The organism is Sphingobacterium sp. UBA7253 (assembly GCF_002472745.1).
GTDB classification, from domain to species: Bacteria; Bacteroidota; Bacteroidia; order Sphingobacteriales; family Sphingobacteriaceae; genus Sphingobacterium; species Sphingobacterium siyangense.
In genome coordinates, this window is record NZ_DKSP01000194.1 from 1 (window position 1) to 5452 (window position 5452).

Sequence of the window (5452 nt, forward strand, 5' to 3'; positions counted from 1 at the left end):
AAAGCGGGAATTCCCGCTTTTTTATTTTATAGCTAACAGACTTGTTCTAACCAATAAGACTTCTGATTTCGACTTCGTCTGCTTTTATCTGAGCTTTCATTTCTTCAAGCGAGTCAAACCGTTCATCATGTCGGATAAAATGAAGGAACTTGACACGTAGTGTCTTGCCGTAAATATCCTGATCGAAATCGAATAGGCTGATTTCAATAGCACGATTCATCCCATCAACAGTGGGCCTGGTCCCTATATAGCCCATACCTTTCGCAATTGAAACCGGACTTTCCTCTTTATACTCCCCTGTAGTGATGTTTTGGATATGATTATAGATATATACCTCAACAGCATAAATACCATAGGCCGGTATGAGTTTATGAGGTTCGTGAACCTGCAGGTTTGCTGTTGGAAATCCGATTGTACGCCCAATTTGGTCGCCTCTAATAACAGTTCCCGTTAATTCGAACGGATAGCCTAAATAGAGGTTAGCCGTTCTTATATCGCCCTTTATAAGCGCTTCACGTACTCGTGTGGAGGATACTGCAATATCGTTGATATCCTGCTCTGGAATTTCGTCAACACTGTAGTCAAATATAGATGCAAACTGCTCTAAATCGCCCATAGTACCCTTTCGATCTTTTCCAAAATGGTGATCATAGCCTATCACAATCTTTTTTGTACCCAATTTGCCTACAAGAACATTACTAATATATTCTTCCGGAGTCTGATTTGAAAAATCACGGGAAAAAGGAATGATAATTAAGTGGTCAATTCCCACTTTACTCAATTGACTGACCTTTTCTTCGATATCGTTGATTAGGCGTAAACTATCATCATCTGGATTGATAATCAATCGTGGATGTGGGAAAAAAGTAAGCAAAATTGTCTCACCATTAATTTTATGAGCTGCTTCCTTTAGGTGAGCCAATATTTTTTGATGGCCAATATGAACACCATCGAAAGTACCGATGGTTACAACTGCATTTTCAACTGGTGAGAAATCATCTAAACTTCTGTAGATTTTCATTTATAGGAGTTTTTGCAAAAATAAGATAAAGAATCAATAAAATGGGAGGGTAAAGTTATTTAATGATTTCTTTATGACGTTTTATTTCAGCGATAAGTTGTTCTAGATTCCAGGCATTTTCTACCGAATAATCTCCACTTTTGGTGCGTCTCAAAGAACTCAGATGTGATCCACTCTGTAAGAATTTTCCAAAGTCATAGGCCAATGATCTAATGTAGGTTCCTTTTGAACAGGATATACGAAAATACACGTTGGGAAGCTCGATCTTTTCAATGAGAAAGCTATTGATGCGTACCTGGCGGGATTTTATTTCAACCTCTTCGCCACGACGGGCCTTTTCATAGACGCGTTCACCATTAATTTTTATGGCTGAATGGGCTGGAGGAAACTGCTGAATTTCGCCTTCAAAGGATTTTGCTGCTTCGAAGATCATTTCCTCTGTGATGTGATCGATTGGAAATGTTTCGTCAATCTCTGTTTCCAGATCGTAAGAAGGCGTTGTCGCTCCTAATGTGATCGAACCTGTATATTCTTTGTCTTCAGCTTGGTAGCTGTCTATTTTTTTTGTTAGTTTGCCAGTGCAGACAATGAGCAGGCCGGTCGCAAGTGGATCTAGAGTTCCTGCATGACCGACTTTTAATTTTAACGGTTTGATTGAGTTTCTAACTTTACCAACAACATCAAAACTTGTCCATGTTAAAGGTTTATCGATCAACAACATTTCTCCTTCAGCGAAGTTGAACTTTGCTGAATTTTCACTAACCTCTATATTTTCCATCCGAAGATTTTAGATAATTTGTAAACTATGGCCCGAAAGTAGGAGGGCAAGAATAATAACACCAACGATGATTCGGTACCAACCAAATGCTTTAAAACCATATTTGGTCAAAAAGCCAATAAAAGACTTAATGGCTACAATTGCAACAACGAAACCAATTAGATTTCCAATAATAAGCAAATTAAGTTCTTCTCCTGTGAAGGTGTTACCTTCTTTAAAAAACTTTAAAAGCTTTACTGCAGAAGCACCAAACATCATAGGCAAAGCAAGGAAAAAGGAAAATTCCGCAGCAGCTTTACGGGTTAGTTTCTCAGCCATACCGCCAATAATTGTACTAGCAGATCTTGAGGTACCCGGGATTAATGCAAGACATTGGTATACCCCGATCATAAAAGCTTGTTTGTAGGAAACCTTGTCCGAGTCTTCAACAGTTGGTTTGTTGAACCACTTGTCAACGAAAAGTAGAACTACGCCGCCGACTACCAACATCACAGCGACCATTAAAGGACTCTCTAATAATGCATCAATATAATCGTTGAATAGCAAACCCAACACAGAGGCCGGAATCGCCGCAATAACCAATTTGTAATAAAATGAAAGCGTTTTAAAAAAACGTTTGTAGTATAATACCAGAACGGATAATATGGTGCCTAACTGGATCACAATTGTAAACAATTTGACAAATGCCGATGGTTGAATACCCATTAAGGCAGTAGCAATGATCATATGACCTGTCGAAGATACAGGCAAAAACTCCGTTAATCCTTCAATGATAGCAAGGATGATAGCTTCAATAATAGACATCTGTTTGAAATAAGATTATGCTTTAGTTGGATTTGTTTTTGGGGCGGTATAGAATTGCCGCAAATCCTATCGCAAACCCGAGAACAACAACAATAGGGGCCAAGGTAATCTTGGTAAAACTATAGATATCAGTTTCACCAGACATCAATGTAAAGCCTATGATTACAATAGCTAAACTCGCTATGAACAGTTGGTAATTTACTTTGGAGAATACAAATGAACCTTTGTTGACTGATTCAGTAGATTTCTTTATTTGAGCCATTTTTATCTGTATAAATCGTTAGATTGTGCCTTTAAATATTTTGTTACTGCGAAATAGGTGCTAAGTCCCGAAATGAGAATTCCAATCAAGATTACTCCTAAAAAGATCACCGCAAATTCGAACCAGTTGCGTAAAAAGACCAGTTCTGGTATTTGCTGTTGTGCAAATTTCAGCGTTAAAATGAGGAGTAAAATCGCGATCAAAGATCCCAGTAAACCATGAATGATGCCATACGTTATAAATGGTTTACGAATAAAGTTTTTAGTAGCCCCAATCAATTGCATACTTTTGATTAAGAAACGTTGTGAATAGATCGCAAGACGTATCGTATTGTTGATTAAAGCTACGGCGATAATCAATAGGATAACCGCAAAAGCAAGAACAATCATTCCGATGATGCGTACGTTTTTGTTGACCATGTCAATTAATGACTCTTGGTATACAACTTCTTTAATTTTATTGTTTTTGGAGATCTTTTCAATAAAAGTTTTAATGCTATCTGTATTGGCATAATTCTCTTTCATGTAAACATCCAAAGAAGGTAGAAGTGGGTTATGTCCCAAATATTGTACGAAATCCTCACCAAGATCTTCTTTCAAGTTTTTTGCAGCCAATTCCTTACTAATATATTCGGTGCGAAGCACGTAGGGATCTTTTTCCAGGTCTTTTTGTAGAGAAAGGACATCACCTTCACTTGTGCCATCATTTACGATGACATTTAAGACGATATTTTCCTTAACGTATTTCGAAAGATTTTTAGCGTGCACCAAGAGTAATCCCAACATACCTGTTACCAACAACACGAGAGCGATACTGATAACCGTAGATACATATACAGATTTTGTTTTTCTTTTTTGTGTGCTTAATTCGTATTCTGACATAATAAGCAAAAATTTATTTGCGAAAGTAACTATTTGAGTGGAAGATTTCGAATTAATCTTGTAATTACTTTGATAAAAATCAATTCGAAGGCTGTTTTCTTCCTATGTTTAATTAACTTTTCAATACTATAATTTATTGTTCAAACTACAAAACTTTTATCACATTTCAGTATTAAAATCGTAATTTCGCAAGTCATAAAAATTCCTTACGAATAAAAATGGAGTATAATCACAAATCATTAGAGAAAAAGTGGCAAAAGTTTTGGGCGGATCATCAAACGTATAAAACGTCCGATACGCATCAAAAGCCAAAATACTATGTATTGGATATGTTTCCTTATCCTTCCGGAGCGGGGCTGCACGTTGGTCACCCGCTGGGATATATTGCTTCGGACATCTTTTCAAGATATAAACGTTTGAAAGGTTTCAATGTATTGCATCCGATGGGATATGATTCTTTTGGACTTCCTGCAGAGCAATATGCCATTCAAACTGGTCAGCATCCTGCAGTGACGACTGAGGTAAATATCAATCGGTACCGTGAGCAAATGGATAACATTGGGTTCTCTTATGATTGGAGTAGAGAAGTACGTACTTCTGATCCGTCATATTATAAATGGACACAATGGATTTTTATGAGATTGTTTGATTCTTGGTATAATAAGGAATCCGAGAAAGCTGAACCGATCGAAACGTTAATCGCGAGGTTTGTTGCAAGTGGTTCAACTGGCATTTCAGCAGTTTCGGATGAAGATGTCTTGGAATTCAGCGCTGACGAATGGAAATCTTTGGATGAAGAAAAACAGCAGCGGGAATTGTTGAAATATCGGATTGCTTATTTGCGTGAAAGTACAGTAAACTGGTGTGCTGCTTTAGGTACGGTATTAGCGAATGACGAGGTAATCAACGGTGTCTCTGAGCGTGGTGGTTATCCTGTGGAGCAAAAGAAGATGATGCAGTGGTCTATGCGTATTACTGCTTATGCGGATCGTTTATTGAAAGGTTTGGATACCATTGATTGGCCAGAACCTTTGGTTGAAATGCAACGTAACTGGATCGGAAAATCGGTAGGTGCCTCGGTGAAATTTCCCGTACCACAATTAAATACAGCAATTGAAGTGTTTACGACGCGTGTAGATACTATATATGGTGTTTCATTTGTCGTTTTGGCTCCAGAACATGAATTGGTTGCAGCATTGACTACCCCTGAGCAGCAAACAGAAGTAGACGCCTATATCGAGAAAACTTCGAAAAAATCTGAATTGGATCGTATGGCTGATACAAAAACAGTCTCTGGTGCTTTTACTGGTTCTTACGCTAAACATCCAATTTCTGGACAGGATGTACAGATTTGGATCGCGGATTATGTACTTGCTGGTTATGGCACAGGTGCTGTAATGGCTGTTCCTAGTGGCGATCAACGTGACTATGTGTTTGCTAAACATTTCACTCTTCCTATTATTCCTATTTCGGATACTCAAAATATTGAAGAAGTAGCTGATCCAAATAAAGATGGAAAATACATCAATTCCGATTTTATCAATGGTATGACTTACCAAGAGGCGGTTCCTGCTTTGATTGCTAAATTGGAAGAATTAAAATTAGGTAAAGCGAAAATAAACTTCCGCATGCGTGATGCTATTTTTGGGCGTCAGCGTTATTGGGGAGAACCCGTGCCAGTCTACTTTAAAAATGGATTACCTTAT

Annotated in this window: 6 protein-coding genes; 1 reads left to right on the top strand and 5 read right to left on the bottom strand. The window is 37.9% G+C overall.

Features of this window, described 5'->3' with window-relative positions; translation table 11 throughout:
* Nucleotides 1–46: 46 nt before the first annotated feature.
* The 5 genes from B2X72_RS19400 to B2X72_RS19420 are packed head-to-tail and all read right to left on the bottom strand — an operon-like array spanning nucleotide 47 to nucleotide 3746.
* On the bottom strand, nucleotides 47–1021 hold the full coding sequence (locus B2X72_RS19400) for a bifunctional riboflavin kinase/FAD synthetase (protein ID WP_046674485.1): 975 nt from the start codon (nucleotides 1019–1021) through the stop codon (nucleotides 47–49).
* A gap of 55 nt (nucleotides 1022–1076) precedes the next feature.
* Nucleotides 1077–1799, bottom strand: coding sequence for a tRNA pseudouridine(55) synthase TruB (gene truB / locus B2X72_RS19405; RefSeq protein ID WP_286851139.1), 723 nt, complete (start codon nucleotides 1797–1799; stop codon nucleotides 1077–1079).
* 9 nt (nucleotides 1800–1808) lie between these two features.
* Nucleotides 1809–2603, bottom strand: coding sequence for an undecaprenyl-diphosphate phosphatase (locus tag B2X72_RS19410; RefSeq protein ID WP_088162167.1), 795 nt, complete (start codon nucleotides 2601–2603; stop codon nucleotides 1809–1811).
* 22 nt (nucleotides 2604–2625) lie between these two features.
* Nucleotides 2626–2865 (bottom strand): DUF3098 domain-containing protein, encoded by a 240-nt coding sequence (locus B2X72_RS19415; protein WP_075993313.1) that lies wholly within the window; start codon nucleotides 2863–2865, stop codon nucleotides 2626–2628.
* 2 nt (nucleotides 2866–2867) lie between these two features.
* Nucleotides 2868–3746, bottom strand: a complete 879-nt coding sequence (locus B2X72_RS19420; protein ID WP_046674489.1) for a cell division protein FtsX — start codon at nucleotides 3744–3746, stop codon at nucleotides 2868–2870.
* Nucleotides 3747–3964: 218 nt separating this feature from the next.
* Between B2X72_RS19420 and B2X72_RS19425 the strand changes: the two genes are divergently transcribed.
* Nucleotides 3965–5452, top strand: a 1488-nt coding sequence (locus B2X72_RS19425) for a class I tRNA ligase family protein (RefSeq protein WP_286851140.1), incomplete at its 3' end; no start/stop codon positions are given.

Coding starts and splice junctions, on each gene's coding strand:
- B2X72_RS19420 (WP_046674489.1), bottom strand. CDS start 3,746: ATGTCAGAATACGAATTAAGCACACAAAAAAGAAAAACAAAATCTGTA.
- truB (WP_286851139.1), bottom strand. CDS start 1,799: ATGGAAAATATAGAGGTTAGTGAAAATTCAGCAAAGTTCAACTTCGCT.
- B2X72_RS19400 (WP_046674485.1), bottom strand. CDS start 1,021: ATGAAAATCTACAGAAGTTTAGATGATTTCTCACCAGTTGAAAATGCA.
- B2X72_RS19410 (WP_088162167.1), bottom strand. CDS start 2,603: ATGTCTATTATTGAAGCTATCATCCTTGCTATCATTGAAGGATTAACG.
- B2X72_RS19415 (WP_075993313.1), bottom strand. CDS start 2,865: ATGGCTCAAATAAAGAAATCTACTGAATCAGTCAACAAAGGTTCATTT.